The sequence below is a fragment of the Limnobacter sp. genome, assembly GCF_036405155.1.
Lineage (GTDB): Bacteria > Pseudomonadota > Gammaproteobacteria > Burkholderiales > Burkholderiaceae_B > Limnobacter.
This window is the reverse complement of record NZ_DASWYD010000007.1, coordinates 1-25766: the sequence shown is the minus strand read 5'-3', so window position 1 is coordinate 25766 and position 25766 is coordinate 1. Positions and strand designations below refer to the sequence as shown.

The window sequence follows — 25766 nt, the reverse complement described above, 5'->3', positions numbered from 1 at the left end:
CTGTCAGCACTTGGGGGTTAGTCTATTGCATCGGCAATTCGTTCAGCCCATGCAGGCCTGTTTTACAACTCACCGTAGGAATGCAAACCCGACAGGAACATGTTCACGCCGAGGAAGGCAAAGCCGGTCACCAGCAAACCCACCAGCGCCCAGTACGATGCCACCACACCCCGCAGGCCTTTCACCAAACGCATGTGCAGCCAAGCCGCATAGTTCAACCACACCACCAAGGCCCAGGTTTCCTTGGGGTCCCACTGCCAGTAGGCGCCCCATGCTTCAGCAGCCCACAAGGCACCCAGAATGGTCGCCACGGTGAAGAAGGCAAACCCCACGGCAATGGACTTGTACATCACATCGTCCAGCACTTCCAGCGACGGCAGGGCTTCGGCAATGCGCTTGCGCGCCAGCAAAATACCGCCCACCACCACGCACCCCACGCCAAAATAGGCTGCCCAGTAAATGGGCAAACCACCGCTGCGGAACACCAAAGGTTCCAGGAACATCAACACACCCAGCGCTGCGGTGGGCGCCAGTGCTTTGATGCTGGATGCGTGCGCATGCACTTTCAACAGGTAGGCAAAAGCCACCATGGCCGCCAGCGAGAAAGTGCCGTAGCCAATGAAGTTGGCAGGCACATGGATTTTCATCCACCAGCTTTGCAGGGCCGGCACCAAAGGCTGAATGGCATAGGCTTGACGCTCAACGCCATACCAGGCCAAAAAGCCCACCGCCGCCACCACCACCAACAATACAAAGGCACCCAGCTGGCGTGTTTTGTACACCTGCTCGTAGTACAGGTAATACAGGCCGGTGATCAGCGAGAACAGCACAAACACTTCGTACAGGTTGGACACCGGAATATGGCCCACATCCGCGCCAATCAAGTAGCTTTCATACCACCGCACAAACAGGCCCGCAAAGCCCATGGCGACCGCGCCCCAGGTGGTGGCCGTGCCCACGAATGACGCCGTGGGCGACTTACCCAACAAGCCAATCCAGTACGAGGCGGTTGCAATCACAAACAGCACGCCCATCCACAAAATGGCCGACTGGCTGGACAACAGGTATTTCAGGAAAAACTTGCGTTCCGCTGCAGCCAGCTCACCGCCATAACTGGCAATCGACAGCAGCGCCATGGCCGCCACCGCCACCATCAACACCTTGAGCGAACTCCAGCGGTAAGCCATGTAAGCAGCCACGGGCACCACGCTCCACAAAATGCCGATCTCGTAATAATCCATGAAGGCTTTGTACTGCTCAGTGGCGTACCCGGCTGCGGCCACCAACAGCGCCGTAAACAACCAGTCCGTCCAGTGCAGCGGTTTTGAAAACCAACCCGCCTTGCGCGCTGGTGTTGCACCTTGGCTGTCACCAGCCGGTGCGCGTTCCACCCATGTTGAACTCATGACAACCCTTCTCCCTTCAATCCATGCACCGCTGTGGGTGTATCCGCTTTGGCGCGGGCATTCAACTCGCTAACCATGTGGCCAAATTCTTTTTCAAAGTCGAGCGTGCGGCGTGTGGTGGACATGCCCATCATCACCTTCGACCCCTGCTCTGCCGGTGTGACCCAGAAAAACACCCGGCGTTCACGAATGTAGAACATTGAAAATACGCCGATGACCAAAAACAGACAACCGGCATACACCACCCACTGCCCCGGGGCTTTGGCCACCTGGAACACACTGGCTTTGACTTCCTTGAACTGGTCAAGCTGGAACATCACCGGTGCGCCATACAACGACAAGTCCGACAAGGCAATTTGTGCATCCTGCACAAAGCGGCCATGCACTTCATTGGGCTCCGCACGCGGCAAACCGGCCCGCTCTCGGGACAATTCATACACTTCCCACATGGCACCCTGTAGCAGGCGAATAATCACATCACTGGCTTTTTCACGTTCGGCTTCCGGCACGGTTTGCTCAATAAACTGGGCAATGGCTGTCAAACCCGCCACACCGCCTTGCGTGCCTGCAAACCGGTCCAATGCGCGCTTGGCGCTCTCGGCCACACTGCTCACCAAATCGGCCGACTCACCCCGCTTTCCAAACGCCTGCTCGGCAAACCGGCGGGCCGCCTCTTTTCGAACACCCTCATTTTGCAAGGCCGCCCGCAGGCGCATAAAGCCATCCAACTGGCCCTGGTCATCCACCGGCAAACGTAGGTACTTGAACGAATCGGCAGGGGTATCGCGTACACCCGTCAGGTAATAGCGTCCACCATCCAGCGACACCGGCAGCATGTAGTTGTGAAACTCCCGGGCTTGCCCGGACGCATCGCGCAGCTTGTAGGTAATGGCTGGGCCAATGTTGGTGGGTCGGGTGGACGAGTGCCCTTTCACTCCGGGCCCCAACACACTGGCCAGGTTGTCCTTGAAGGGCTTCATGCCATCTTGCGTATCCTTCAACGCAGCCTCGGCCGCTTCCTTGGAATTGTCCGTGGGCATCTGCTCCACGTTGATGGACTTGAACCCGGCAAACTCCATTTTGTAAGGCAGGTTCAGTGACCCCAGGTTGGTGGATGTACCCACTGTGCCTTCCAGATCCACCCGGTAATCCCGGTCGCCCGTCAGCGGAATACCCTTGAGTTGCAGGCGAGTGCCTCCATCGTCAAAGCTGGACTGGTACACCGTCACGCCCTTGTAAATCAACGGCTTGTTCACCTCAATGGTCGCGTCAAAGCGTGCTTTGGTTGCCGGGTCAAACACCTGCACATCGCTGGCAAACAACTTGGGCATGCCCGTGCTGTAAAAGTCGATGCGGAACTGTTTCAGGGTGAGCTCAAAGGGCAGGTCCTGAATCAACAAACCGTGGTCCGTGTTCAACACCGCCACACGGCTGGTTTCGCCTTCGGGCAACAGCAAGTTGGCCCGGTAACTGGGGTTGGCGGTGCCCAAGCGGGAAGCCTCGGGAATGCCCGATGAAATGGCTTCACCACTCACCGGCTGTTTGCCCAGCGCCCACACCGCCACCTTCAAGGGCACACCACTGTCCAGCAAGCCCCCCACACAAATCACGATAATCGCCATGTGGGTGGCAATGTAACCAAACCGGTTGCCGCTGCCCGCCTTGGCCGCCACCAGGGTGCCATGGCCGCGTGTGTCCAGCTTCACCTTGAAACCCTTGTGGGTCAGCCACTCGGAGACAATGCCGGGCAAGGCCTGGGCACTCTCCGTGAACTGACCTTCCCAGCGGTGGGCAAAGGCTTTCAGGCTACCCTCGCGAAGGTTCTCCCGGTACACCCGCATTTCGTGAATCATCTTGGGCGTGTTGCGGTACACGCACAGCGAAGTGGACACCACCAGAAAGGCCATCACCGCAATAAACCAGGGCGCGTTGTAAATCTGGAACAAGCCCATGGGCTGGAAAAATTCCGCCCAGAATGGCCCAAACTGGTTGACGTAATTCACCCACGGCTGGTTTTGGGACACCACGGTGCCAATGGCCGATGCGATGCAGATCAGGGTCAACAGGGAGATGGCAAAGCGCATCGACCCCAGCAACTCCATCAAGTTCGACCAGAAACTGGGCCTGACAGGCCGTCGGCTATTCTCGGAAATGTCCACAACCCCGCTCACTCACACTCTCCACGCACTGCTCGGTTCTTTGCTCAGTTATCTGATTTGTAACGGCCTGGCTTGTCTTGCCAGACTCGAAAAAAAAGGGGCCTTGCTTAGCCCCTTTTTGACCACCTTGTCATTCAAACGTTCAACGCAAACCGGCGATGTAATCCGACACGGCTTTCATTTCGCGGTCCGACAGCTTGGTGGCAATCGCGGTCATCTGCTCGCTGTTGTGGCGGGTGCCCTCGCGGAACGCCACCAATTGGCTTTCAGTGTACTGGGCATGCTGTCCACCCAAGCGCGGGTACTGGGCCGGAATACCAGCGCCATTGGGGCTGTGGCAACCTGCACAGGCGGGCACCTTTTTCTCGGCAATGCCACCACGGTAAATTTTCTCGCCCAGGGCCAGGGTGTCCTTGTTGCGGGCCACACCGGGCTTCATGGTTTGGGCTGACAAATAAGCAGCCACGTTTTTCATGTCCTCATCAGACAATTGGCCCGCAAAACCGGCCATCACAGCGTTTTCACGCAGGGGCTTGTCCTGACCAGGCTGGGCTTTGAAGTTGGACAGTTGTTTGGCGATGTACTCGGCGTGCTGACCAGCCAGCTTGGGGTACAGCGGTGCAGACGCATTGCCATCGGCGCCGTGACAGGCCGCGCACTGCTGCTCAACAATGGCTTTGCCCTTGTTGGCATCGGGCTTGGCAGCCTTCGCGGGTTCATTGGCCTGAACGGCAGACACCAGCAAAAAAGAAGCAACAACCGTGGAGGCAAATCGCGTAATCAACGTCGGCTTGGTCAGCATGTCAAACCCATCAAAAAGTGTTGAAGCGGCAGGAAACCGGCCCTTTTGGGCGAAGTTTTCCACAAACCTCAGATTATAACCACGCAATCTGCGCGGATGCATCTAAAATGATTGCATGACCATCAATTTCCACAACACGCACTTCGAGATTTCCGCCTCGAAAATGAACGAATGCCCGGGCGCCAGCGTTCCGGAAATCGTTTTCGCCGGCCGCTCCAATGCAGGCAAGTCCACCGCCATCAACACCCTGTGCAAGCAGCGGCAACTGGCCTATGCCTCCAAAATGCCGGGGCGTACGCAACTCCTCAATTTTTTCCATGTGCTGGAGCAAGGCGAAGCCATTGCCCGCCTGGTTGACCTACCCGGCTATGGCTTTGCCCAACTGGCCCAAAGCAGCCAAAGCGCGTGGGACCGTGAACTGGGCAGCTACCTGGCCGACCGCATCAGCCTGCGCGGCTGCGTGCTCATTGTGGATGCCCGTCGCGGGCTGCTTGAACTCGACCACGCGCTGATTCATTGGGTCAGCCACCGCCAATTGCCGGTGCACATCCTGCTGTCCAAAGCCGACAAATTCAACCGGCAAGAGCAGGTGCTGGCCTTGCGCGCCGCCAACAAGGCGCTCGACCCCCACCGTGCCAAAGGTCAAGCCATCACCGTCCAGCTGTGGTCCGCCCTCAAAAAACAGGGCGTGGACGAATTTGAACGCCAATTGACCCAGTGGATTCGCCCGGCCGACACGGCCGCCGAAACCCCCGCCGAGGGAAGTACACCATGACCCAACACCTGCTTCATCGCCCACGGCGCCTGCGTCGCACCGATGCGCTCCGGCGCCTGGTGGCCGAACACACCCTGAGCGCCAGCGACTTCATCTACCCCGTGTTTGTACTGCCCGGCCAACAGCGTCGGGAAGCCGTGGCCTCCATGCCCGGTGTCGAGCGTTTGTCGCTCGACCTGCTGTTGCACAAGGCCGAAGAATGCCTGCAACTGGGCGTGCCCGTCATGGCCCTGTTTCCGGTCATCGAAACCGAGAAAAAAACCGAAGACGGTCGGGAAGCCACCAACCCCGAGGGCCTGGTGCCCACCGTGGTGCGCGCCATCAAATCACGCTTTCCAGAGCTGATGCTGCTCACCGATGTGGCGCTCGACCCCTTCACCACCCATGGCCAGGACGGCCTCATCGACAGCACGGGCTATGTGCTCAACGATGAAACCGTGGCCGTGTTGCGCCAGCAAGCCTTGGTGCAAGCCGAAGCAGGCGTGGACATCGTCGCCCCCAGCGACATGATGGATGGCCGCATTGGCGCCATTCGCGAAACCCTGGAAGCGAATCGCCTCATCCACACCAGCATCATGGCCTACAGCGCCAAGTACGCATCGGCCTATTACGGCCCATTCCGCGATGCCGTAGGCTCCAAAGGCAACCTGGGTAAAAGCAACAAAAAGGTGTACCAAATGAACCCGGCCAACAGCGATGAAGCGCTGCTGGAAGTCAGCCTCGACCTGGAAGAAGGGGCCGACATGGTCATGGTCAAACCCGGTCTGCCTTACCTCGACATCGTTCGCCGGGTGAAAGAACAATTTGCCCGCCCCACCTTCGCATACCAGGTCAGCGGCGAATACGCCATGATCAAAGCAGCCGCACAAAATGGCTGGCTGGACGAGCCCGCCGTGGTGCTGGAAACCCTGCTGGCGTTCAAACGGGCCGGTGCCGATGGCATTCTCACCTACTTCGCACTCGACGCTGCGAAGTGGCTGAAACAGGCTTGACGCTGCCGTGCGTTGGACGCTGTTCACCGCACAAGGGCCCACACCACTCCGTGAGGCCCCTGGCACACTGCCACAACCCGGGGTGGATGCCGACCAGCCATTTTTGTGGCTCGACACCGACCTGGATGACGAATTGAGCTGGCTGCCCGCAGTGGAGTCCATCACGGGTTTGCGCATTGATGAACTGCACTTGGAAGACCTCGGCAACCCATTGCACCCCAGTCACCACGATCGGGGTGAGGGCTACAGCCGCCTTATCCTGCGCACACTGAGCAACCGGCCCCTGTTTGACGAGGCGCACCGTCTGTCCATCAAAACCCGGCCCAGCTACTTTCTGGTCTTTGATCGATTGCTGGTCACACACCGGGCGCGGGACAGTCGCACATTCCAATCCGCCGAACATTACCTGGCACAAGTTCAGGAACACCAAACCGGGCTCACCGGGCGAGCCCAACCCGCCATTGAGCAATTTCTGCAATTCAAAAAACTGCCCAACAGCCCTGAAGAACTGGCCACCCAACTCATCAGCAATTTGGTCGATCGGTTTTTGGCATTTCGGGTGGAATTGTCAGACCGACTAGAGCGCTGGCAGCGGGATTTGCTCAGCCCGCGCAAACGGTTTGAAGACTGGAACGCCTTGCTGGCAGCACGAGCAGAGCTCAACAAGCTGGAGTCCATGGCTGAAGACCACCACGATGCGCTGCGCGACTGGACGGAAGACCTGGAGAAACGTCAAAGCCCCAGTCGTGCAGTGCTGGTGAATTTGGCCGACACACAGGAACACGTGAAACGGCTGATCAAACTGGCCGACCGACTGGGCGCCAACACCGAGGCTGCTGTGCAACTGCACTTCTCGGCTACTGCACACAAAACCAATGAAATCGTGACCGTGCTCACCATGCTGTCGGCGGTATTCATGCCGCTCACGCTCATCACCGGCCTGTTTGGCATGAACTTCACCAACATGCCGTGGCTTTCAGAGCGTTGGGGGTTCATGGCCTGCATGGGCTTGATGGGCCTGTCCACCATCGCCTCAGTGGTGCTCATCTGGCACATTCGGCGTCAGCAGCACCTCAAAAAATAAACGCTGCACACAGCAGCGTTTATTCAATTCACGCAAATCACCAAGCTTTACTGCAAACCCACCAAAGGCCGCACGGTGCCCAATGTGGCTGCAAACTTTTCAGCATTTTGAAAACCAATCACGCGGAATACATCGGTTTGTGCACCCGCCTGAAAAAACAAAATCGCGGGCGGACCAAACAGCTTGAATTGCTTCATCAACACCTGGTCTGCAGGCGTGTTGGCTGTCACATCCACCTGCAACAAACGCACACCGTTCAAGCGCTGTTGCACCGTGGGGTCTACCAAGGTGAACAACTCAAACTCTTTGCAACTCACACACCAGTCCGCATAAAAATCCAGCATCACCGGCTGCTTGCTCTGCGCAATGGCTGCCAACGCACTTGCACTGTCTACCCGTTCAAACAAACTGTGCGGGGCACTGCCCGCTTGCTGGCTTGAAGCCGTGGTGCTGCGCTGTGAACCCAGCCCCACACCCGCCAATGGGGTCAACAAACTTTGCGACCCACTGAACAACCCAACCGCATACGCCGATGCAGCCAAGGCACTGAGCAAAGCCATTGCACGCGCCAGCGCGACCGCCTTCAGGCTCATGCCTTGAGCCCGCTGCACACCACTCCACAACGCCGCGGCCACCAGCGCACCCAACAACGCCCACAGGCCCATCACCACGGGCACAGGCGTCACCGGGGTGGCTGTCCACACCGCCAAGGCCAGCAGAATAAAGCCAAACGCAGCCGACACCCAACTCATCCATTGGCCCGCTTTTGGCAGCACAGTTCCGGCACCCGCGGCAAACAACACCAAGGGCAAACCCATGCCCAAGGCCAGCACAAACAGGGCTGCACCGCCCAACAGGGCATCGCCAGACTGCCCGATGTACAACAGCGCACCCGCCAAGGGAGGCGCCACACAAGGGCCCAGCAACAACGCCGACAACATGCCCATCACCAGAACTGGCACAAACTGCCCACCCTGCAAGCGGCCTGTTTTCTCTTGAATCCAGCCCTGCAAGCCCGAGGGCAATTGCAGGGAATAACCCATCAGCAGCGCCAGGCCCAAGCCAGCCAGCACGGCCGAAAATGACCACAGCACCGCGGGCTGCTGTAAAGCCACCACCAGGCTCTGTCCACTCAAACCCGCCACCACGCCGAGCACGGCATAGGTGAGGGCCATGCCCACCACATACATCAAAGCCAACAGCAGCGGCTTTACTTTACTGCCTGACGTGGATGCACCTCGCCCCACCTGCTGCCCCACCACCAAACTGCTCACGATGGGCAACATGGGCAGGGTACACGGCGTGAAGGCCAACAACAAACCCAGTCCAAAAAAGATCGGCAACACCACCGCGGCAGACTGCCCGGACAAACGCTGAGCCAGTGAATCGGCCTCATTGGCCGGGCCAGCTTGTGGCACTGGTGCCACCGGGGTTGGTGCCTCAGCATTCACCTGGGCATCGCTGGCGCTCTGCGAACCGCCCCCCAACCAAGCACCCAACGCCTGCTTGCCCGACCCCAACGCCTTGCCCAACAGGCCACCGCTGGACACGGTCAATTCCGTGGGCTGGGGTGGGTAACACAGGCCTGCATCGGCACAGCCCTGGCTGATCAACTTCCCCAGGGAAGCCGGTGGCTGACCACCCGACGGGCCATTTGCTGCGATGGAATATCGAAGCTGCACATTCAGCTCACCCCGCAGCGCTTCAATCTGCTCTTTTAAAAACTCATCGAATTTTTTGTCGCCTCGCGGCAAATCCACAAACGCCAGTTCTTGCACACCCGCAGCTGGCTCCAGCTTGAAACGTTCCCTGTACAGGTAATAGCCCTGTGCAACCTCAATGCGCACATCCATCAAACAGTTCTGAACACAGGTCGGGTCCAGCGCACTCACGGTCACCTTGAACGCCTGCTCTGGCGGCAGAAAATCATCCGCAGCATGGGCAGGGCCACTCAGCCCAAACAAGCCAAACAGACCAAACAGTCCCATGACACAGACCATCGCGATGGGCAGCCCCGCTGCTTTTGCCCTCACGCACAGGCCACGCATCCATTCTGCCCACATATCAACCACCTCGAATCCAATCCAAATAAGGCGCATGCCCGTCATCCGCCTTCACAAACAACAACTCCGGCAGTTCATACGGGTGCAAATCCACCCAAACGTCCTTCAATGCCAGCCGCTGAGCATTGCTGCACTTCACCATCAGCAATATTTCCGGGGTTGTCTCCAACTGCCCCTGCCACACATACACCGACGTTGCATTCGGCAACAGGGTGACACAACGGGCCAAATTGCCTTCCACCAGCATTCGGGCCAAAGCCCGAGCATCGGCTTCGCTGCCCACCGTGGTATAGGCCAGCCACACGGCTGCAGTGTCAATCGGCTCGGAAGACTTCACAGCGCACACCCCACTCAGGACGCTTTGGCAAAGCGTCGTTCACTCAACTGGACAGCGCCCCACAATCCCAATGCGGTGTAGACCATCATGCCCAGCAAAAGTGCCGGCATGGCCAAAAATCGATGGTCGTGCAAAGCCCGCATGCAATCCACCACCAGCGACAAGGGCAAGCATTGCGCCACCCACTGCAGCCACTCCGGGAACTGGCTTCTCGGGAAAAATGCGCCCGACAAGAATGTTTGGGGCGTAATCACCAAGGTGAAATAGAACATGAAAAAGTCGTAGCTCGGTGCGCGTGCATTCACACACAAGCCAAGGGCCGCATACATCACACACGCCAACGCCAGCACGCACCAGCCCATCAACCAGAACAGGCCGTCACCCACGCCCAACAAAGCCAGCACCACCATCATGCAGGCCGTGCTGATGCAGCCTTTCGCGGCCGCCCAGAAACATTCGCCCAACACCACCTCGCGCAACCGGACCGGTGTGTTCATGATGGACTGCCACGTCTTCTGCACCTGCATTCTCGAAAATGCGGAATACAGCGATTCAAATGTGGGCGCATTCATGGCACTGATGCAGACTGCTCCCACGGCCAGGTACTGCAAGTAAGGCTGCCCCTCCACCGTGTTGACCAGCGACCCCACCCCCAAACCGAACGCCATGAGCGCCATCACCGGGTCAATCACATTGGCCATCAATGAAGCAGCCGCCAACTTGCGCCACACCAGTGCATTGCGCCGCCACACCTGCACAATGGCCGATGCATTCACGCCAAACCAACGCTCCAGCATGTTAACCCTCCGAACCATCATTCAACTGCATGTCCAACGCTCGGCCGGTCAGGCGGAAAAACACATCTTCCAAATTACCCGGCCTGAACAGGCATTCCACCTCAGCAGGGCGCTCCACCCGAATCCGCTCCAGGGCCCGGCTGGCCACATCATTGCGTAAAAACAGCATTTCACCCCGACGCTCCAATTCAGCCAGCGGAACACCCAGCCGCTCATGCAGGTAAGTCCCTGCCGCTGTACCCCACACCTCCAGCACCTGGGTGCCTACATGCGCATCAATCAACGCCCGGGGCGTGTCCAGCGCCACCACTTGGCCACCATTCAACACCGCCACACGGTCCGCCAAGCGTTCAGCTTCATCCATGTCATGGGTTGTCAATAAAATGGCCATGCCTTGGCGTTTGAGTGCCAACAAACCGTCCCACATGCCATGCTTCGCTGTTGGGTCCAACCCGGTGGTTGGCTCATCCAGAAACAACATCTTCGGGCCATTGACCAGCGACCGTGCCAACATCAGCCGCCGCCGCATGCCACCGGACAGCGCACTGACCGCGTCGTCCTGGCGGTCACTCAGTCCTGCAAAACCCAGCAGTTCGATGGCGCGCTCGCGAAGCATCGCGCCACGCAAGGAAAAATACCGCCCGTACACCTGCAGGTTTTCAATCACCGTGAAGTCTGGGTCGAGTGAATCGTACTGAGGCACCACACCGACCTGAGCCCGGGCCAGATGCCCCTGTGTGGCCATGTCAAGGCCCAGCAGTTGAACCTGCCCGCCCGACGCAGCACTTAAACCCAAAGAGAGGGACACTGTGGTGGATTTCCCAGCCCCATTGGGCCCAAGCAGTGCCACACACTCGCCTCGGTTCACGGTCAGGTTGAGGCCCTTCAAGACCTCTCGCTCACCATACTTTTTCACCACATTGTCCAGTTGCAACACTGGCATCTGCACCATGCTATCCATTCATTCAAACGCCCATAAAAAAATGCCGTGTTGGCTTAACGCTAACACGGCATTCTCAATTCACTGCGGTGCATCACCTCATTTCAATCATCCAGCATGCGCCGCTGGACAACTGTTTGGGTGTGCCACCAGCAGCCGACGACCGGCTTACGCCTGCTCTTCGGCCACTTCAACCATTTCGGCGGTCTCTGGGCGATCCACCAGTTCAACCAAGGCCATGGGTGCATTGTCGCCCTTGCGGAAACCAAACTTCAGTACACGCATATAGCCACCAGGACGGGTCGCGTAGCGAGGACCGATCTCTTCAAACAGCTTGACCACCATCTCGCGATCACGCAGACGGGAAAACGCCAGGCGCTTGTTGGCCAGTGTGGGTGTCTTACCCAAAGTGATCAGCGGCTCAGCAACCTTGCGCAGTTCTTTGGCCTTGGGCAGGGTTGTTTTGATGACTTCGTGCTTGAGCAGAGCATTGGTCAGGTTTCTGAACATGGCCAAACGGTGGCTGCTTGTGCGGTTCAGCTTACGCAATCCGTGACGGTGACGCATTTTTAATATCCTTCAATCAAACAAACGCTAAGCTCAAGGCTTATCGAGACCGGCGGGTGGCCAGTTTTCAAGTTTCATTCCGAGTGTCAGACCACGGGCGGCCAACACCTCCTTGATTTCATTCAGTGACTTGCGACCCAGGTTCGGGGTCTTCAGCAGCTCATTTTCAGTGCGCTGAATCAAATCGCCAATGTAGTAAATGTTTTCTGCTTTCAGGCAGTTGGCGGAGCGAACAGTCAATTCCAGATCGTCCACGGGACGCAGCAGGATCGGATCAACCTGGGGAGCACGTGATACAGCTTCGGGCTCGGCCGTGTTTTCCAATGCAGCAAACACAGACAACTGCTCCACCAAAATCCGTGCCGCCAAACGAATGGCTTCTTCAGGAGACAACACACCGTTGGTGTCGATGAACATGACCAAGCGATCCAGGTCTGTACGCTGTTCCACACGGGCACTTTCCACCGAGTACGACACACGCTTCACCGGGCTGAAAGACGCATCCAATACAATGCGACCAATCGCCTTGCTCGGCTCGTCCGGGAAACGGCGCACCGTACCTGGGACATAACCACGGCCTTTTTCCACCTTGATCTGCATGTCCAGCTTGCCGCCTTGTGACAGGTGCGCAATCACGTGATCAGGGTTCAACACTTGCACGTCATGTGGCAGCTCGATGTCTCCAGCAGTCACCACACCTTCTACTTCACGCTTCAGGGTTACAGTCACCACATCGCGCGATTCCAGCTTGAATACAATCCCTTTCAGGTTCAACAACAGGTCAACAACGTCTTCCTGTACACCGTCCAGTGTCGAGTACTCGTGAACAACACCCGCAATCGATACTTCCGTTGGCGCGTAACCGATCATGGAAGAGAGCAATACGCGGCGAAGTGCGTTACCCAAAGTGTGGCCATAACCACGCTCAAAGGGCTCCATCACAATCTTGGCTGCACTGTGACCAACCGATTCCACCTCAACAATGCGAGGCTTCAGCAAACTAGCATTAAACATTCAGAATCCTTGTCAATACCCTCGGCTCGTTACACCGATAAGGCTGGGGATTGTTAATGAACAGATCAGAAAACTTAATCAGCGTGAATACAATTCAACGATCAGGCTTTCATTGATTTCCTGGGACAGATCCGCGCGATCCGGCAGTGCCTTCAGCGAACCTTCCAGTTTCTTGGAATCAACAGACAACCAGATCGGGAAACCGTTGGACTCAGCCAGACCCACCGACTCAATAATCCGTGACTGTGTCTTGGACTTGTCGCGCACGGCAACCACGTCATTGACCTTCACAACATACGAGGGGATGTTCACGGGCTTGCCGTTCACCAGAATCGCTTTGTGGCTAACCAGCTGACGTGCTTCGGCGCGTGTGGAGCCAAAACCCATGCGGTACACCACGTTGTCCAAACGGCTTTCCAGCAATTGCAACAGGGTTTCACCGGTGTTGCCCTTGCGGCGAGACGCTTCTGCGAAATAGCGGCGGAACTGACGCTCCAAAATACCGTACATTCGCTTCACTTTCTGCTTTTCACGCAACTGCTGACCGTAATCAGACGTGCGCGCACCGGAAGTGCGGCCATGCTGACCAGGCTTGGAATCGAGTTTGCACTTGGAATCCAGTGCACGACGTGCACTCTTCAAACCAAGATCGGTGCCTTCACGGCGGGACAACTTACACTTTGGACCAGTATATTTAGCCACTTGAAAACCTCTTTCATTACGCAGCCGTTAGGCCGCTTCAGTCCGCCTGCGCGAACAATGGTCTTAAAAAATCAGATGCGACGACGCTTGGGAGGACGACATCCGTTGTGTGGAATTGGGGTGATGTCGGAAATGCTCGTCACCTTGATTCCCAGTGCGTTCAAAGCACGAACGCTGGACTCGCGGCCAGGGCCAGGTCCTTTGATCAAGACTTCAACTGTTTTGATGCCGCATTCCTGCGCGGCCTTACCAGCCACTTCGGCAGCCACCTGAGCAGCGAACGGAGTTGACTTGCGTGAACCCTTGAAACCCTGCGCACCAGAGGTCGACCAGGCCAGTGCATTGCCCTGACGGTCGGTGATGGTGATGATGGTGTTGTTGAACGAAGCGTGTACGTGCGCAATGCCGTCAGAAATGTTCTTCTTGACTTTCTTGCGAGCGCGGGTGTTTGCGGTACCTTTGGCCATTTGGCAAGTCTTCCTTTAAATCCAGATTATTTCTTCAGGGCGATACCGGCGCGCTTCGGACCCTTGCGAGTGCGAGCGTTGGTACGCGTACGCTGACCACGAACGGGCAAGCCCTTGCGGTGACGGAAACCACGGTAGCAACCCAGGTCCATCAAACGCTTGATGTTCATGGTGATCTCACGGCGCAGGTCACCTTCAGTCAGGTACTTGGCCACTTCATCACGCAGCTTTTCCAGATCCGTATCGTCCAGATCCTTCACCTTTTTGTTTTCGGCGATGGAAGTCACTGCACAAATCTTCTTGGCTGTCGAACGACCAATGCCATAGATCGCAGTCAGACCGATCACGGTGTGCTGGTGGCTTGGAATGTTAATACCGGCAATACGAGCCATGGAAATCCCCTTTTATTAACCTTGACGCTGCTTGTGGCGCGCGTCAGAACAAATCACACGGACCACGCCTTTGCGCTTGATCACTTTGCACTTTCTACAAATTTTCTTAACAGAAGCCTGAACTTTCATGGCGAACTCCAAAAAGAACCAAATTACTTGGCTCGGAATACAATTCGTGCTCTGGACAAATCGTACGGCGTGAGTTCCACCGTCACCTTGTCACCCGGAAGAATTCGAATGTAGTTCATTCGCATTTTTCCCGAAATATGACCGAGCACCACGTGACCATTTTCCAACTTGACCCGGAAAGTGGCGTTGGGCAGGTTTTCAACCACCTCACCCTGCATTTGGATAACGTCGTCTTTAGACAATCCTTACCTCGTCAAACCGGAGCCCTTGAAACTGGACTTCTTCAAGAGGCTTTCGTATTGCTGGGACATCACGTAGGCCTGAACCTGTGCCATGAAATCCATTGCAACAACCACAATAATCAGCAGCGATGTACCACCGAAGTAAAACGGCACCTTGAAGCCCAGCACCAGAAATTCTGGGAGCAAACACACCAGGGTGATGTAAGCAGCCCCGACCAGTGTCAAACGCATCAACACTCGATCAATGTATCGAGAGGTCTGTTCACCCGGACGAATGCCCGGAAGGAACGCGCCACTCTTTTTCAGGTTGTCTGCTGTCTCACGGCTGTTGAATACCAAGGCCGTGTAAAAGAAACAGAAAAACACGATGGCACTGGCGTACAACAACATGTACAAAGGATGGCCTGGGGATAGCGTCTGAGACACCTCCTTCAGGAAGCCCACCACTGCGCCGTTGCCTGAACCAAACCAACTGGTCAACGTTGCCGGCAGCAAGATAATGCTGGACGCGAAAATGGGCGGAATCACACCAGCCATGTTCAACTTCAACGGCAAGTGCGACGTCTGCCCGGCGTACACTCGGTTACCAACCTGGCGCTTGGCGTAGTTCACGGTGATTTTTCGCTGACCACGTTCGACGAACACAACCAAATAGGTCACCAACACAGCCAGCACACAGACCAGGACAGCTACCAATGAACTCATTGCGCCGGTTCGTACCAACTCAAACAGACCGCCCAAAGCACCCGGCATGCCGGCAGCGATACCCGCGAAAATCAAAATCGAGATGCCATTGCCCAGCCCGCGCTCCGTGATTTGCTCGCCCAGCCACATCAAGAACATGGTCCCAGTGACAAGCGACACCGCGGTGGTGAAGCGGAAAGCCAAACCAGGATCGATGACCAAGCCTTTTTGAGATTCCAGCGCAACTGAAATACCAATCGCTTGGAAAGTGGCCAAAAAGAAGGTGCCATAGCGCGTGTACTGCGTAATCTTACGACGCCCCGCCTCGCCTTCCTTCTTCAGGGCCTCCAACTGCGGTACCACCACCGACGCCAACTGCATCACGATCGACGCAGAAATGTACGGCATGATACCCAGCGCAAAAACCGTAAAGCGCGACAAAGCACCACCCGAGAACATGTTGAACATGCCCAAGATGCCGCCCTGCTGAGTATTGAACAGCTGCTTGAGCTGCACAGGATCGATCCCCGGAACCGGCACGTGCGCGCCGATCCGGTAAACGATCAAGGCCAACAGCAAAAAAACCAAGCGCTTGCGCAGATCAGTGAATTTGCCAGAAGAAGCCAGAGCTGATGGGTTCAAAGCCACACGCGTCTCTCTTTAAGCGTTCACAGATCCACCAGCCGCCTGAATGGCAGCCAATGCACCCTTGGTGGCTTTGATGCCACTCAAAGTCACTGCACGCTTGATTTCGCCGGCCAGAATCACCTTCACGGACTGTGTTCCCGCAGGAACCAAGCCAGCTTGCAGCAACGTCAGCAAATCAATCTGGTCAACAGCCAACACATCCAGATCCGTCAAGCGAACTTGTGCGTTGAACTGTGCAGTGCGTGATGTAAAGCCACGCTTGGGCAGACGACGATGCATGGGCATCTGACCGCCTTCGAATCCAACCTTGTGGAAACCACCACTGCGTGATTTTTGACCCTTGTGACCACGACCAGCCGTCTTTCCCCAACCGGAGCCAATGCCACGGCCCACTCGCTTCTTGGGGAATTTGCTGCCGGGTGCTGGAGCAATAGTATTAAGTTCCATTACGCAGCCTCTACTTTCAACAGGTATGAAACCTTGTTAATCATTCCGCGAACCTCGGGCGTGTCCACCAGAACACGGCTGTGGTTCAGACGACGCAGACCCAGACCGCGAACGGTGGCACGGTGGTCTTCCTTGGTGCCGATAATGCTTTTCACCAGCGTTACCTTGACTTGTGCACTCATGATTAGGCCTCAAACAATTTTTCAACTGAAAGGCCACGCTTGGCAGCAATTTCAGAAGGTGTTTGCAACTTGGACAGCGCGTCCAGGGTTGCACGCACCAGGTTGTAGGGGTTTGAAGAACCGTGGCTCTTCGCAACAATGTTGCGCACACCAACGACTTCCAATACTGCGCGCATTGGGCCACCAGCAATCAGACCAGTACCTTCCTGCGCAGGCGCCAAAAACACTTTGGAAGCCCCGTGGCGACCTTCGACCGTGTGATGGATGGTGCCGTCACGCAGAGACACTTGTTCCATCTGGCGGCGAGCCTGCTCCATGGCCTTCTGGACGGACACGGGAACTTCCCGTGACTTGCCCTTGCCCATGCCGACTCGACCATCACCATCACCAACCACGGTCAGCGCCGCAAAACCGAGAATACGACCGCCCTTGACCACTTTGGTCACGCGGTTCACGGCAATCATTTTTTCCTTCAGACCGTCATCACGGGCTTCGGGAGCCGCATTTTTACCTTGCATTCTTGCCATGATAACCCCTTAGAATTTCAAGCCGGCTTCACGAGCGGCATCGGCCAACTCTTTCACGCGGCCATGGTAGGCAAAACCGGAACGATCGAATGCGACCGCAGAAATACCCTTGGCCAGTGCGCGCTTGGCGATTTCCGCACCAACCGCCGCTGCAGCGGCTTTGTTGCCGCCGGTCTTACCAGCCATTGCTGCACGCACTTCTTTGTCCACAGTCGATGCAGAGGCAAGAACCTCACCACCATCGGCAGAATGAATTGCGGCGTAGATGTGAGAATTTGTGCGATAGACGCACAGACGGGTTGCACGCGCCAAGGCGATACGCTTCCGGGTCTGTTTTGCACGACGCAGACGTGCTTCTCTCTTAGTTTCCATGATGGTCCTCTATGCGCCTTACTTCTTCTTGGTCTCTTTGATCACCACATGCTCGTTCGCGTACCGAACACCCTTGCCCTTGTAGGGCTCTGGTGGGCGATATCCGCGAATTTCAGCGGCTGTCTGACCAATCACTTGTTTATCGGCGCCCTTCAAGATGATCTCAGTCGGGGTTGGCGTTTCGGCCTTTACGCCCGCGGGCAGTTTGTGAACAACCGGATGGGAGAAACCCAGTGCCAGGTTCAGAGAGTCGCCCTGAACGGCCGCTTTGTAACCCACACCGACCAGCTGCAGCTTGCGCTCAAAACCTTTGCTGACACCCAACACCATGTTGGCCAACAAGGCACGTGCTGTACCAGCCTGCGCATTTGCTTCAGTCGAGTCTTCAACGGGCTTCACAGACAAAACACCATCCGCGAAAATCACCGCCACAAGCGGGTTTACACACAATTTCAATTCGGCATTGCCAGACTTCACAGTCACGTTCTGGCCATTAATGACCACTTGAACGCTTGAAGGCACGGCAATCGGGGCCTTGGCTACACGAGACATATTCGCTTACTCCTTAAGCCACCAGGCAAATGACTTCACCACCAATGCCAGTGGCACGGGCCTTGCGATCAGTCATCACACCTTTGGATGTCGACACGATGGCAACACCAAGGCCATTCATGACCTCGGGGATATCATCCTTGCCCTTATAAATTCGAAGACCTGGCTTGGAAACACGCTCGATCTTTTCAATCACAGGACGACCAGCGTAGTACTTCAGCTCAATGCTCAGCACAGGCTTTGCTGCCTCACCAACAATCGAAAAGCTCTCGATGTAGCCTTCGTCCTTCAGAACCTTGGCGATAGCCACCTTCAGTTTGGAAGAAGGCATTTCAACCGTCGCCTTGTCGACGCCTTGCGCATTGCGAATGCGTGTCAGCATGTCGGCGATTGGATCACTCATACTCATATCTGAACCCCTTACCAGCTAGCCTTGGTGATACCAGGAATCTCACCACGCATGGCAATCTCACGGATCTTGTTACGGGCCAAACCGAACATGCGGAATGTGCCACGGGGACGACCAGTCAGCTCACAGCGATTGCGCTGACGTGTCGGGCTCGCATTGCGAGGCAGCGCCTGCAACTTCAAGCGCGCTTCGTAACGCTCACCTTCGCTCACGGACTGATCCTTCACGATTTTGTTCAGTGCTTCACGCTTCGCCGCATACTTCTTGACCAAGGCTGCACGCTTCTTTTCACGGTTAATCAAAGCCAGTTTTGCCACGTTACACCTCAGTTGCGGAACGGAAACTTGAAAGCGGCCAACAGGGCTTTCGCCTCGTCGTTGGTTTTCGCTGTCGTCGTCACACTGATATTCAAACCACGCAGAGCATCGATCTTGTCGTACTCGATCTCAGGGAAAATGATCTGTTCTTTGATACCAATGTTGTAATTACCACGACCATCAAAAGACTTGCCCGACACGCCGCGGAAGTCGCGAACACGAGGGAAAGCCACAGTGATCAGACGATCAAGGAATTCATACATCTTTGGACCACGCAGTGTGACCATACAGCCAACTGGATAACCCTCACGAATCTTGAAACCTGCAATCGCCTTTTTGGCGCGCGTCACCACAGGCTTTTGACCAGCAATTTTGGTCAAATCACCCACAGCATTCTCGATAATCTTCTTGTCATTCACAGCCTCACCCACACCCATGTTCAAGGTGATTTTGGTGATGCGAGGCACTTCCATGACGGACTTGTAGCCGAACTGACTGGTCAATTGACCCACCACTTCGGTTTTGTAAAATTCTTGGAATCGCGACACGATAAACCCCTTAGTTGGCCAGCTGGGCACCGGTTTTCACCAGAACCCGCACAGACTTGCCATCCACCTGCTTGATCGCAACGCGCGACGGCTTACCTGTTTCTTTGTCAAACAAACTCACGTTGGACTGATGGATTGGCATGGTCTTGTCGACCACACCACCCGTCTCGCCCTTCATGGGGTTCGGCTTCTGGTGCTTTTTGACCACATTCACACCCTCAACAAGCAGATGCTCATCGTCGATGCGGGCCAACACAACGCCTTTCTTGCCCTTGAATTTGCCGGTCAACACCAACACTTCATCGCCTTTGCGGATTTTGTTCATATTGACCTCACAGAACCTCAGGCGCCAAGGACACAATCTTCATGAATTTTTCATTCCGAAGCTCACGAGTCACTGGGCCAAAAATACGGGTACCGATGGGCTCAAGCTTCGCATTCAGCAAAACAGCCGCATTGGAATCGAATTTGATCAGGGCGCCATCGGCACGACGCACACCTTTTGCGGTGCGAACAACGACAGCGTTGTAGATTTCGCCCTTTTTGACGCGACCACGTGGGGCCGCATCCTTGATGGACACCTTGATGATGTCGCCGATACCGGCATAACGGCGCTTGGAACCACCAAGAACCTTGATGCACATGACTGAGCGTGCACCCGTGTTGTCGGCCACATCGAGCCGTGATTGCATTTGTATCATGGATTGTCCTTACCAACTTAGCCGTTCTTGGCAGCGCCTGGCGGCGCTTTGTGCCTTTAACTGCCAGTCTTGGTCCCGCATGGGTTGAAAAGATAGCCTGCTATAATAGCAGGCTTGTACCTCTCGATCAAGCAAAAATCAGATGACTTTTGCTTTCTCCAACACTTTTGTCACGCTCCAAGATTTTGTCTTGGAGATTGGACGACCTTCAGCGATCTCAACCAGGTCACCCTCGCCCACTTCATTGGACTCGTCGTGAGCGGTGTACTTGTGTGTCTTAACAACATACTTGCCGTACACAGGGTGCTTGATGCGGTTTTCAACAGCAACAACCACGGATTTGGTCATCTTGTCGCTCACCACACGTCCCACCAGCGTACGCTTCAAACTAACTTTGGCTTCGGTGCTCATGCGGACCTCTTCAATTGAGTCATCACTGTTTTTACACGAGCGATGTCTTTACGTACCTTGGACAACTGAGAAGAATTGGACAACTGTTGTGTTGCCACCTGCATACACAGGGAGAACTGCGCACGCAGCAGCGCTTCCAGCTCGGTTGTCAGTTCTGCTGCGCTTTTGCCACGCAATTCAGACGCTTTCATGATTAACCTCCAATCTGACGGGTCACGAACACGGTGCGCAACGGCAACTTGGCAGCTGCCAAGCGGAATGCCTCACGCGCGAGTTCTTCGCTTACACCGTCCATTTCGTAGAGTACCTTTCCAGGCTGAATCTCAGCCACGTAGTACTCCACGTTACCCTTGCCGTTACCCATACGCACTTCAGCAGGCTTGTTGGTAATCGGCTTGTCCGGAAACACGCGAATCCAGATCTTTCCCCCACGCTTGATGTGGCGAACCATGGCGCGACGGGCAGATTCAATTTGACGTGCGGTCAGACGACCGCGGTCTGTCGATTTGAGACCAAACTCGCCAAACGATACGTTTGCACCGCGTGTTGCCAGACCCGTGTTGCGGCCTTTGTGCTCTTTTCTGTATTTGCGACGTGATGGCTGTAACATCATGCGCTCCTAATTACTGTTCAGCGGAAGATCCAGCGGATGCTTCCTCTTTGTTAGAACCACTTGCACCATCTTTACGGGGCTTGCGAGCACCGGTTGGGCGAGACGATGGACGACGTGGACGACGCTCTTCCTTTTCCTGCTCTACAGGAGCAGCGGCCACCTCACCACGACCCAGGTTGTCGCCTTTGTAGACCCACACCTTGATACCGATGATGCCGTAAGTTGTTGCTGCTTCGCTGGTCGCGTAATCAATGTCAGCGCGCAGTGTGTGCAAAGGCACGCGGCCTTCGCGATACCATTCGGTACGGGCAATTTCAATCCCGTTCAGACGGCCGGACGACATGATCTTGATACCCTGCGCGCCCATGCGCATCGCGTTCTGCATAGCGCGCTTCATCGCACGGCGGAACATAATGCGACGCTCGAGCTGCTGGGAAATGCCATCTGCAATCAGCTGCGCATCAATCTCGGGCTTGCGAACTTCTTCGATGTTCACATGCACAGGCACGCCGACCAGCTTTTGCAGGCTGTTCTTCAACACCTCGATGTCTTCACCCTTCTTGCCGATTACTACGCCTGGGCGGGCGGAGTAGATGGTGACTCGAGCATTCTTTGCAGGACGCTCGATCAACACACGCGCCACGGACGCGTTCTTCAGTTTCTTTTTCAGGTAATCGCGGACTTGAATGTCCTCAATCAACATCTGAGAAAACTCACGGTTGGATGCATACCAGCGAGAGGCCCAGTTGCGAGAAACTGCCAGGCGAAAACCGGTTGGGTTAATTTTCTGACCCATGAAACCCCCTTAATTACCAACCGTCACATAAATGTGACTGGTCTTCTTAGTAATACGATTGCCACGGCCTTTCGCGCGGGCTGTGAAGCGCTTGAGCACAGGGCCCTCTTCAACGTAGATGGTCTTGACTTTCAACTCATCAACGTCAGCACCATCGTTGTGCTCTGCATTGGCGATTGCGCTCTCCAGTACCTTCTTGACAATGAAAGCCGCTTTTTGGGGAGAGAAGGTCAGGATGTTCAGAGCCTGATCCACTTTCTTACCGCGGATCAGGTCAGCAACCTGGCGACCGCGCTGTGGCGACATGCGCACACCTTTCAAAATTGCACGAGTTTCCATGTTATCCCCTTATCGCTTGGCCTTCTTGTCGGCCGCGTGACCCTTGAATGTGCGCGTGAGCGCAAATTCGCCGAGCTTGTGACCAACCATGTTTTCATTGACATACACAGGCACATGCTGCTTGCCGTTGTGTACCGCAATGGTCAGACCGATGAACTCTGGGAGCACGGTCGAACGACGGGACCAGGTTTTAATTGGACGCTTGTCCTTGGATGCAACTGCAGCCTCCACCTTTTTGATCAAGTGGGCGTCGCAGAAAGGACCTTTTTTCAATGAACGAGACATATTTGCTTACCCCACTTAGCGCTTGTGACGACGCTGAACGATCATGGTATCGGTACGCTTGTTGGAGCGTGTGCGGTAGCCCTTTGTTGGCTGACCCCACGGACTCACAGGCACGCGACCTTCACCGGTCTTGCCCTCACCACCACCGTGCGGGTGGTCGATCGGGTTCATGGCTGTACCGCGAACAGTCGGGCGAATACCCTTCCAGCGAACAGCACCGGCCTTACCGATTTTGCGAAGGCTGTTTTCCTCGTTGCTGACCTCACCAATGGTGGCTCGGCACTCAATGTGCACACGACGAATTTCACCAGAACGCAGACGCATCTGCGCATAAGTACCTTCACGAGCCATCAACATTGCAGAGCCGCCAGCGGAGCGTGCCAACTGAGCACCCTTGCCGGGCAACATTTCAACGCAGTGCACCGTGGTACCCACTGGAATGTTGCGAATTGGCAGCGTATTGCCCACCTTGATCGGCGCTTCGGAACCATTCAACAGCGTTTGACCGACCTGCAAACCGCGCGGCGCAATAATGTAAGAACGCTGACCATCGGCATAACAAATCAAGGCAATGTGCGCGGTGCGGTTTGGATCGTATTCAATCCGCTCCACTTTCGCAGGAATGCCATCTTTGTTGCGCTTGAAGTCAACCAAGCGATAGTGTTGCTTGTGACCACCACCCTTGTGACGGGTTGTGATGTGACCATTGTTGTTGCGGCCCGAAGTCTTGGACTGCGACTCGAGCAATGGTGCGTAAGCCTCGCCTTTGTGCAGGTGCGGATGCACCACCTTAACCACACCACGACGGCCAGGGGACGTTGGTTTGAGTTTAATCAATGGCATGTTACGCAGCCTCCGAGAAATTGATTTCCTGACCGGCTTTCAGTGCAACATAAGCTTTGCGAACATCGGAACGACGGCCCATGGTGCGACCAAACCGCTTTTGCTTACCGGCTTGATTGATCACGCGCACCGCTTCGACCTCGACCTTAAACAGCAATTCGACTGCCGCCTTGATTTCGCCTTTGGTTGCAGTGGAGCACACCTTAAAAGCCACTTGCTCGTGCTTGTCAGCCAGCATGGTGCTCTTTTCAGAGACAATGGGGGCCAACAGAATTTTCATCAGACGCTGGGTGTTCATGCGTACATCTCCTGCAGTTTGTCCAGCGCAGCACGAGTCACCACCACCTTCTTGAAATAGATCAAGGAGAGGGGGTCGGCATAACGAGGCTCAACAATCGCCACGTTGGGCAGGTTACGAGAGGCGAGATACAGGTTCTCATCCACGGAATCAACAATGATCAACACGGACTCAAAACCCATGCTCTTGATCTTTTGATCCAGAAGCTTGGTCTTTGGCGCTTCGAGCTGCATGGAATCCACAACCACCAAACGCTCTTCACGACCCAACTGGGACAATATGGAGCAAACACCAGCGCGGAACATTTTCTTGTTCAGCTTCTGCGTGAAGTTTTCGTCTGGGCGGTTCGGGAAAATCTGGCCGCCTCCACGCCACAGCGGGCTGGACACCGCACCCACACGGGCGCGACCTGTGCCTTTCTGCTTCCAAGGTTTGCGCGTAGAAGCACGAACCTCAGAGCGGTCTTTTTGGGCACGCGTACCCTGACGGGCATTGGCTTGGTAAGCAACCACCAGCTGATGAATCAGCGGCTCGTTGTACTCACGACCAAACACCACATCGGACACCTGAACAGTTTGAGAGGCCTGCCCAGAATCGCCAATTACTTTCAATTCCATCAGGTTCTCCTTATGCCTTTGCCTTGACGGCCGGCTTGACCAGCAACTCACCGCCCTTGGAACCCGGAACAGCACCCTTGATCAGGAGCAGACCGCGCTCGGCGTCCACACGAACCACTTCCAGGTTCTGCGTGGTGCGATTGACGTTACCCAATTGACCAGCCATGCGCTTGCCAGGAAACACACGACCTGGATCCTGCGCCATACCGATCGAACCGGGCGCATTGTGCGACACAGAGTTACCGTGGGATGCACGCTGGGAGCTGAAGTGGTGACGTTTGATGGAACCTGAAAAGCCCTTACCTTGAGTTACGCCGCTGACGTCCACCTTCTGACCAACGGAAAAGATTTCCACGGACACAGGTGCGCCCACTTGCAATTCAGCAAGCTTGGCAGCATCAACAGTGAATTCAACCAGGGAAGAAGCGGCCTCGATGGAAGCCTTGGCGTAGTGACCCGCCTGCGCCTTGGCCACACGGGTGGGGCGACGGGATCCATAGGCCAGTTGAACAGCTGTGTAGCCATCCGTTTCGATTGTTTTGAGCTGCGCAACGCGGTTTGACGACACATCAACAACAGTCACGGGCACCGAAACACCCGCTTCCGTAAAGATGCGCATCATGCCGATCTTGCGACCAATAAGGCCTAGACTCATGATTTCTCCAATTTCGGCTGCGATTGGCCGAATGATAAAATTCTCTTGAACTTACCTTTTTTAAGGTAAGCCCATGAGTATATTCACAAATCGAATTTAGTGCAACTGTTACTGCAACTTAATTTCCACATCCACGCCAGCCGGAAGGTCCAGCTTCATCAGCGCATCGACGGTTTTGTCGGTGGGGTCCACAATGTCCATCAGACGCTGGTGCGTACGAATTTCGAACTGGTCACGGGATGTTTTGTTCACGTGGGGCGAACGCAGAATGTCAAAACGCTTCATGCGTGTGGGCAGAGGAACCGGCCCTTTTACAACGGCACCCGTGCGCTTGGCGGTTTCAACGATCTCCTGAGCGGACTGGTCGATCAGTTTGTAATCAAACGCCTTTAAGCGGATGCGAATTTTTTGGTTGTTCATGTTTAATCCTAAAGAGCAGGGAGTGTGACCGCTAAACGCAGCTCACCTCGAAAAAAACCGGCGATTCCAATAAGGAGTCGCCGGAGTCTACAGTTACTTCGTAATCTTGGCAACCACGCCGGCGCCCACTGTGCGACCGCCTTCACGGATCGCAAAGCGCAGACCTTCTTCCATCGCGATTGGCGCAATCAGCTCCACGTTGATGGACACGTTGTCACCAGGCAACACCATCTC

The 25766-nt window shown here is 55.7% G+C and carries 39 protein-coding genes and 1 pseudogene; 3 read left to right on the top strand and 37 right to left on the bottom strand.

The genetic code is table 11. The annotated features are described in order from the left end of the window. Positions 1 to 62: 62 nt before the first annotated feature. From ccsB to VGE55_RS10725, 3 genes are all read right to left on the bottom strand, one after another. Positions 63 to 1406 carry a c-type cytochrome biogenesis protein CcsB gene (gene ccsB, locus VGE55_RS10735; protein ID WP_331131684.1) on the bottom strand — a complete coding sequence of 448 codons (1344 nt, stop codon included), beginning with the start codon at positions 1404 to 1406 and terminating at the stop codon, positions 63 to 65. Next, on the bottom strand, positions 1403 to 3577 hold the full coding sequence (locus VGE55_RS10730) for a cytochrome c biogenesis protein ResB (RefSeq protein WP_331131683.1): 2175 nt from the start codon (positions 3575 to 3577) through the stop codon (positions 1403 to 1405). Before VGE55_RS10730 ends, ccsB begins: the two co-directional genes overlap by 4 nt. Positions 3578 to 3707: 130 nt before the next feature. Next, positions 3708 to 4367 carry a c-type cytochrome gene (locus VGE55_RS10725; RefSeq protein WP_331131682.1) on the bottom strand — a complete coding sequence of 220 codons (660 nt, stop codon included), beginning with the start codon at positions 4365 to 4367 and terminating at the stop codon, positions 3708 to 3710. A 115-nt stretch (positions 4368 to 4482) separates the two neighbouring features. Between VGE55_RS10725 and yihA the strand changes: the two genes are divergently transcribed. The 3 genes from yihA to VGE55_RS10710 are packed head-to-tail and all read left to right on the top strand — an operon-like array spanning position 4483 to position 7218. Beyond that, on the top strand, positions 4483 to 5142 hold the full coding sequence (gene yihA, locus VGE55_RS10720) for a ribosome biogenesis GTP-binding protein YihA/YsxC (protein WP_331131681.1): 660 nt from the start codon (positions 4483 to 4485) through the stop codon (positions 5140 to 5142). Beyond that, positions 5139 to 6134, top strand: coding sequence for a porphobilinogen synthase (gene hemB / locus VGE55_RS10715; RefSeq protein ID WP_331131680.1), 996 nt, complete (start codon positions 5139 to 5141; stop codon positions 6132 to 6134). Before yihA ends, hemB begins: the two co-directional genes overlap by 4 nt. Before the next feature lie 7 nt (positions 6135 to 6141). Continuing rightward, the gene (locus tag VGE55_RS10710) at positions 6142 to 7218 is read left to right on the top strand and encodes a magnesium transporter CorA family protein (protein ID WP_331131679.1); all 1077 of its coding nucleotides are present in this window, start codon (positions 6142 to 6144) and stop codon (positions 7216 to 7218) included. A 47-nt stretch (positions 7219 to 7265) separates the two neighbouring features. Here the strand turns inward: VGE55_RS10710 and dsbD are convergent, their stop codons facing one another. From dsbD to tuf, 34 genes and pseudogenes are all read right to left on the bottom strand, one after another. Next, positions 7266 to 9317: a protein-disulfide reductase DsbD gene (gene dsbD / locus VGE55_RS10705; RefSeq protein WP_331131678.1), complete on the bottom strand. Its 2052-nt coding sequence runs from the start codon at positions 9315 to 9317 to the stop codon at positions 7266 to 7268. Continuing rightward, positions 9283 to 9618, bottom strand: coding sequence for a divalent-cation tolerance protein CutA (gene cutA, locus VGE55_RS10700; protein ID WP_331131677.1), 336 nt, complete (start codon positions 9616 to 9618; stop codon positions 9283 to 9285). The genes dsbD and cutA overlap by 35 nt, the downstream gene beginning before the upstream one ends. A gap of 14 nt (positions 9619 to 9632) precedes the next feature. Beyond that, on the bottom strand, positions 9633 to 10415 hold the full coding sequence (locus tag VGE55_RS10695; RefSeq protein WP_331131676.1) for an ABC transporter permease: 783 nt from the start codon (positions 10413 to 10415) through the stop codon (positions 9633 to 9635). Between the two features lies 1 nt (position 10416). After that, positions 10417 to 11367 (bottom strand): ATP-binding cassette domain-containing protein, encoded by a 951-nt coding sequence (locus VGE55_RS10690; RefSeq protein ID WP_331131675.1) that lies wholly within the window; start codon positions 11365 to 11367, stop codon positions 10417 to 10419. A 156-nt stretch (positions 11368 to 11523) separates the two neighbouring features. After that, a complete protein-coding gene (rplQ, locus tag VGE55_RS10685) occupies positions 11524 to 11922 on the bottom strand; it encodes a 50S ribosomal protein L17 (RefSeq protein ID WP_331131674.1) in 399 nt (132 codons plus the stop codon). Positions 11923 to 11955: 33 nt separating this feature from the next. After that, complete coding sequence (locus VGE55_RS10680; protein ID WP_256763012.1) at positions 11956 to 12936, bottom strand: DNA-directed RNA polymerase subunit alpha; 981 nt, start codon at positions 12934 to 12936, stop codon at positions 11956 to 11958. Between the two features lie 78 nt (positions 12937 to 13014). Continuing rightward, complete coding sequence (gene rpsD / locus VGE55_RS10675) at positions 13015 to 13638, bottom strand: 30S ribosomal protein S4 (RefSeq protein ID WP_256763013.1); 624 nt, start codon at positions 13636 to 13638, stop codon at positions 13015 to 13017. A gap of 71 nt (positions 13639 to 13709) precedes the next feature. Continuing rightward, positions 13710 to 14105, bottom strand: coding sequence for a 30S ribosomal protein S11 (gene rpsK / locus VGE55_RS10670; RefSeq protein WP_256763014.1), 396 nt, complete (start codon positions 14103 to 14105; stop codon positions 13710 to 13712). Positions 14106 to 14131: 26 nt separating this feature from the next. Beyond that, complete coding sequence (rpsM, locus tag VGE55_RS10665) at positions 14132 to 14497, bottom strand: 30S ribosomal protein S13 (protein WP_256763015.1); 366 nt, start codon at positions 14495 to 14497, stop codon at positions 14132 to 14134. A gap of 15 nt (positions 14498 to 14512) precedes the next feature. Next, complete coding sequence (gene rpmJ, locus VGE55_RS10660; RefSeq protein WP_256763017.1) at positions 14513 to 14626, bottom strand: 50S ribosomal protein L36; 114 nt, start codon at positions 14624 to 14626, stop codon at positions 14513 to 14515. Between the two features lie 23 nt (positions 14627 to 14649). Continuing rightward, a complete protein-coding gene (gene infA, locus VGE55_RS10655) occupies positions 14650 to 14868 on the bottom strand; it encodes a translation initiation factor IF-1 (RefSeq protein WP_008249415.1) in 219 nt (72 codons plus the stop codon). A gap of 3 nt (positions 14869 to 14871) precedes the next feature. Then, on the bottom strand, positions 14872 to 16194 hold the full coding sequence (secY, locus tag VGE55_RS10650; RefSeq protein WP_331131673.1) for a preprotein translocase subunit SecY: 1323 nt from the start codon (positions 16192 to 16194) through the stop codon (positions 14872 to 14874). A gap of 18 nt (positions 16195 to 16212) precedes the next feature. Continuing rightward, positions 16213 to 16647: a 50S ribosomal protein L15 gene (gene rplO, locus VGE55_RS10645; protein ID WP_331131672.1), complete on the bottom strand. Its 435-nt coding sequence runs from the start codon at positions 16645 to 16647 to the stop codon at positions 16213 to 16215. Next, the gene (gene rpmD / locus VGE55_RS10640; RefSeq protein WP_414675009.1) at positions 16647 to 16829 is read right to left on the bottom strand and encodes a 50S ribosomal protein L30; all 183 of its coding nucleotides are present in this window, start codon (positions 16827 to 16829) and stop codon (positions 16647 to 16649) included. The genes rplO and rpmD overlap by 1 nt, the downstream gene beginning before the upstream one ends. A gap of 2 nt (positions 16830 to 16831) precedes the next feature. Then, positions 16832 to 17356: a 30S ribosomal protein S5 gene (gene rpsE / locus VGE55_RS10635; RefSeq protein WP_414675008.1), complete on the bottom strand. Its 525-nt coding sequence runs from the start codon at positions 17354 to 17356 to the stop codon at positions 16832 to 16834. A gap of 9 nt (positions 17357 to 17365) precedes the next feature. Beyond that, positions 17366 to 17728 (bottom strand): 50S ribosomal protein L18, encoded by a 363-nt coding sequence (gene rplR / locus VGE55_RS10630; RefSeq protein ID WP_256763021.1) that lies wholly within the window; start codon positions 17726 to 17728, stop codon positions 17366 to 17368. 18 nt (positions 17729 to 17746) lie between these two features. Continuing rightward, on the bottom strand, positions 17747 to 18280 hold the full coding sequence (gene rplF / locus VGE55_RS10625) for a 50S ribosomal protein L6 (RefSeq protein WP_331131671.1): 534 nt from the start codon (positions 18278 to 18280) through the stop codon (positions 17747 to 17749). Positions 18281 to 18293: 13 nt separating this feature from the next. Further along, positions 18294 to 18689: a 30S ribosomal protein S8 gene (rpsH, locus tag VGE55_RS10620; RefSeq protein ID WP_331131670.1), complete on the bottom strand. Its 396-nt coding sequence runs from the start codon at positions 18687 to 18689 to the stop codon at positions 18294 to 18296. 11 nt (positions 18690 to 18700) lie between these two features. Next, positions 18701 to 19006, bottom strand: a complete 306-nt coding sequence (gene rpsN / locus VGE55_RS10615; RefSeq protein ID WP_331131669.1) for a 30S ribosomal protein S14 — start codon at positions 19004 to 19006, stop codon at positions 18701 to 18703. A gap of 8 nt (positions 19007 to 19014) precedes the next feature. Then, the gene (gene rplE, locus VGE55_RS10610; RefSeq protein ID WP_256763025.1) at positions 19015 to 19554 is read right to left on the bottom strand and encodes a 50S ribosomal protein L5; all 540 of its coding nucleotides are present in this window, start codon (positions 19552 to 19554) and stop codon (positions 19015 to 19017) included. Between the two features lie 10 nt (positions 19555 to 19564). Further along, positions 19565 to 19879 (bottom strand): 50S ribosomal protein L24, encoded by a 315-nt coding sequence (rplX, locus tag VGE55_RS10605; RefSeq protein WP_256763026.1) that lies wholly within the window; start codon positions 19877 to 19879, stop codon positions 19565 to 19567. A gap of 7 nt (positions 19880 to 19886) precedes the next feature. Further along, entirely contained in the window at positions 19887 to 20255 is a 369-nt protein-coding gene (gene rplN / locus VGE55_RS10600; protein ID WP_331131668.1) for a 50S ribosomal protein L14, read from the bottom strand. Positions 20256 to 20393: 138 nt separating this feature from the next. After that, positions 20394 to 20666: a 30S ribosomal protein S17 gene (rpsQ, locus tag VGE55_RS10595; protein ID WP_331131667.1), complete on the bottom strand. Its 273-nt coding sequence runs from the start codon at positions 20664 to 20666 to the stop codon at positions 20394 to 20396. Beyond that, on the bottom strand, positions 20663 to 20857 hold the full coding sequence (gene rpmC, locus VGE55_RS10590; protein WP_331131666.1) for a 50S ribosomal protein L29: 195 nt from the start codon (positions 20855 to 20857) through the stop codon (positions 20663 to 20665). The genes rpsQ and rpmC overlap by 4 nt, the downstream gene beginning before the upstream one ends. Positions 20858 to 20859: 2 nt before the next feature. Continuing rightward, the gene (gene rplP / locus VGE55_RS10585; protein WP_331132286.1) at positions 20860 to 21276 is read right to left on the bottom strand and encodes a 50S ribosomal protein L16; all 417 of its coding nucleotides are present in this window, start codon (positions 21274 to 21276) and stop codon (positions 20860 to 20862) included. Positions 21277 to 21289: 13 nt separating this feature from the next. Then, positions 21290 to 22075, bottom strand: coding sequence for a 30S ribosomal protein S3 (rpsC, locus tag VGE55_RS10580; protein WP_256763029.1), 786 nt, complete (start codon positions 22073 to 22075; stop codon positions 21290 to 21292). A 9-nt stretch (positions 22076 to 22084) separates the two neighbouring features. Continuing rightward, complete coding sequence (rplV, locus tag VGE55_RS10575; RefSeq protein WP_256763030.1) at positions 22085 to 22414, bottom strand: 50S ribosomal protein L22; 330 nt, start codon at positions 22412 to 22414, stop codon at positions 22085 to 22087. A 9-nt stretch (positions 22415 to 22423) separates the two neighbouring features. After that, positions 22424 to 22699 (bottom strand): 30S ribosomal protein S19, encoded by a 276-nt coding sequence (gene rpsS / locus VGE55_RS10570; protein WP_256763031.1) that lies wholly within the window; start codon positions 22697 to 22699, stop codon positions 22424 to 22426. 15 nt (positions 22700 to 22714) lie between these two features. Continuing rightward, positions 22715 to 23542 (bottom strand): 50S ribosomal protein L2, encoded by an 828-nt coding sequence (gene rplB / locus VGE55_RS10565; protein WP_256763032.1) that lies wholly within the window; start codon positions 23540 to 23542, stop codon positions 22715 to 22717. A 1-nt stretch (position 23543) separates the two neighbouring features. Next, positions 23544 to 23840 (bottom strand): 50S ribosomal protein L23, encoded by a 297-nt coding sequence (gene rplW / locus VGE55_RS10560; RefSeq protein ID WP_331131665.1) that lies wholly within the window; start codon positions 23838 to 23840, stop codon positions 23544 to 23546. After that, positions 23837 to 24457, bottom strand: a complete 621-nt coding sequence (gene rplD, locus VGE55_RS10555; RefSeq protein ID WP_331131664.1) for a 50S ribosomal protein L4 — start codon at positions 24455 to 24457, stop codon at positions 23837 to 23839. The genes rplW and rplD overlap by 4 nt, the downstream gene beginning before the upstream one ends. 10 nt (positions 24458 to 24467) lie before the next feature. Further along, positions 24468 to 25112 (bottom strand): 50S ribosomal protein L3, encoded by a 645-nt coding sequence (gene rplC / locus VGE55_RS10550; protein ID WP_256763035.1) that lies wholly within the window; start codon positions 25110 to 25112, stop codon positions 24468 to 24470. Between the two features lie 108 nt (positions 25113 to 25220). Further along, positions 25221 to 25532 carry a 30S ribosomal protein S10 gene (gene rpsJ, locus VGE55_RS10545; RefSeq protein ID WP_331131663.1) on the bottom strand — a complete coding sequence of 104 codons (312 nt, stop codon included), beginning with the start codon at positions 25530 to 25532 and terminating at the stop codon, positions 25221 to 25223. Positions 25533 to 25625: 93 nt separating this feature from the next. Further along, positions 25626 to 25766: pseudogene (gene tuf / locus VGE55_RS10540) on the bottom strand (elongation factor Tu); the annotation flags it as partial.